Raw genomic sequence first — 2463 nt, 5'->3', positions numbered from 1 at the left:
GAATTAACCGATTACTAAGCCTAAGGATAATTATGAAAGCAACAACCCTTGAACAATACAGTGCCTATTTACAACGCCAAGCGGAATTAAATAATCTGCCGTTTAATGTGCTATCCGAACAACGTAAATTTAATGTTACCCCCTCGGTACAGCAGACCATTTACGAAAAATTGCGGGAAAGTTCCGCCTTTTTGGGCGCAATCAGCTTTGTCTTCCCCGAAGAGCAGCAGGGAGAAACCCTCGGTTTAGATTCTAACAATACCGTTGCTAGCACAACCGATACCACAGGCAATGGGACTCGTAAAACCTCGGATATTGCCAGCCTTGTCAAGCAAACCTACTTCTGCCAACAGATTAACTTTGATACGCATATCACCTATGCCCGTTTGGATATGTGGGCGAAATTCCCTGACTTCCAAAAACGGGTGGCAGCGGTTGCCCTCAAACAGAAAAAACGCGACTTGATTATGGTCGGTTTTAACGGCACAAGCCGTGCGCCAACCAGCAATCGTCAGCAAAATCCGTTGTTGCAAGATGTCGGCGTGGGTTGGTTAGAGAAAATCCGCCTCAACGCCCCGCAACGCAATATGAGCGGCAAAGACACGGGTAATCAGGTGCTAGTCGGTCAGGGACAGCGTTATGCTAACCTCGATGCGTTGGTAATGGACGCGACCGAAGAACTGATTGACGAATGGCACCGTGATGATACCGATTTAGTCGTGATTGTCGGCCGTAAATTACTGGCGGACAAATATTTCCCAATCGTCAATAAAGAGAATGCCCCAACCGAACAACTAGCAGCCGATGTGATCATCTCGCAAAAACGTATCGGCGGTTTAAAAGCGGTGCGTGTGCCGTTCTTTCCGGCCAATGCGATTCTGATTACCAAGCTGGAAAACTTGGCGATTTATGTTCAAGAGGGAACGACCCGTAAGCATATTAAAGATGTGCCGGAGCGTGATCGTATTGAAACCTACGAATCGGAAAATATCGACTACATTGTCGAAGATTACGGCTGCACCGCCTTGATTGAAAATATTACCTTAGAAGATAAGGTGGAAGACAAGGCGAACGACTAAGGGGGAGCAAATGGGCAGAATAAGTCCGGCACGGGCGCATTTTCTCCGAGTAACAGCAGAAAATGAAACCGCCCAATCCCCGCAAAAAAGCCTTGCGGGGCTAAAAGGCTACGACTTGGTGTTAGCCTCCCTCAATGTGCATAAGCGATCGCTGAAACAACTGCAATCAACCGAACGCAAAATCGCATTTAAACGGCAGGTTTTCCCTGAATATCAGCCGTGGATTGACGGTGCGTTGAGTGCCGGCACGGGCGCACAAGATACGGTGCTGATGACAATGCTGGTATGGGCGATTGATATTGACGCCTTTGATACGGCGCTCAAGATTGCCCGCTATGCCTTATTTCACGACTTGGTAATGCCGGAACACTTTAACCGCACCACCGCTTGTGTGGTGGTGGAAGAGATTGCAGCCAAAGCAACCAAAGCCCGTGAAACCCAACAACCTTTTGAAGCGAATGTGTTGGTGCAGGTCAATGAACTGATCACAGCGTTTGACGCCGATATGCCGGATCCGGTACGGGCAAAATTACTGCGGGAACTTGCCGAGTTGATAGAAGAGAGTGAGCCGGAAAATGCCCTCGCTTACTATGCCCGTGCGATTGAATTGGACGGCAACTGCGGTGCAAAAGGGTTACGCAGTCGGTTAGAAAAGAAATTAGCCAAGCTCACCGACAGTGAGAAAACAGAACAGTAGGCAAATGCCGAAACCGAGCGTATCACGCCAGCCGAGGGGCGGAAATGACGGTCTTTGCAAAATATTGCAATCATCAGACCGCTTGCATTTCCCCACCCCTCACTTTTAAGGGCAGCCCAATGAATAACAGCATCAGTATTCCCAAAGTTGAGCGGTTTGATTCCAGTCAAACCCCACTCAATCCGAACGAGATAGGCGATGAAGTCATCACCAATAACGGCTTTTTCCCTGATCTATATTTGCTGGCGGTGCGTAACGCAATGCGGATTGACGGCACAGTAACCAATGAACGGCTAAAGCGTGCGGTAATTGATGCCATTGCGACCGTCAATAAAGACCTGAAACCGTTTAGGCTGGCACAGCAGGCGCAATCCCTTGCCGACTGTGATGATGAACGGATTAACGGCGAAAGCGTCTTGGTTCATCACTATAAACAAGCGGTATTTAGCTTGGCGACCGCCTTACTGTATGAACATTACCGTAGTTTTGACAGCACCAAAGACGGCCACGATAAATCGACCGAATTACAACACACCGCGGGCGATTTACGCCGTGATTACCACTTCGCCGTGCGGGAAATTCGGGGCGAAAACGGCTTAATTTCGGAATTATTATGATTTTAACCGCAATCCAAGGCGATACCCTTGATTTGCTGATTTATCGTCATTACGGCAGCACCGCAGGGCG

Annotated in this window: 4 protein-coding genes; all 4 read left to right on the top strand. The window is 48.7% G+C overall.

The annotated features are described in order from the left end of the window. Window positions 1-32 precede the first annotated feature (32 nt). Complete coding sequence (locus RO21_RS11665; RefSeq protein WP_047977951.1) at window positions 33-1079, top strand: phage major capsid protein, P2 family; 1047 nt, start codon at window positions 33-35, stop codon at window positions 1077-1079. 10 nt (window positions 1080-1089) lie between these two features. Continuing rightward, window positions 1090-1776, top strand: coding sequence for a phage terminase small subunit (gene gpM / locus RO21_RS11660; protein ID WP_053067785.1), 687 nt, complete (start codon window positions 1090-1092; stop codon window positions 1774-1776). Between the two features lie 119 nt (window positions 1777-1895). Then, the gene (locus RO21_RS11655; RefSeq protein ID WP_047977952.1) at window positions 1896-2393 is read left to right on the top strand and encodes a head completion/stabilization protein; all 498 of its coding nucleotides are present in this window, start codon (window positions 1896-1898) and stop codon (window positions 2391-2393) included. Next, the coding region (locus tag RO21_RS13800; protein ID WP_173425307.1) for a tail protein X at window positions 2390-2463 on the top strand (74 nt) is incomplete at its 3' end. The genes RO21_RS11655 and RO21_RS13800, both read left to right, overlap by 4 nt.

The sequence above is a fragment of the Muribacter muris genome (assembly GCF_001038205.1).
In the GTDB taxonomy this organism is placed as follows: domain Bacteria; phylum Pseudomonadota; class Gammaproteobacteria; order Enterobacterales; family Pasteurellaceae; genus Muribacter; species Muribacter muris.
The sequence above is the reverse complement of the archived record's forward strand: the minus strand, read 5'-3'. Positions and strand labels throughout refer to the sequence as shown.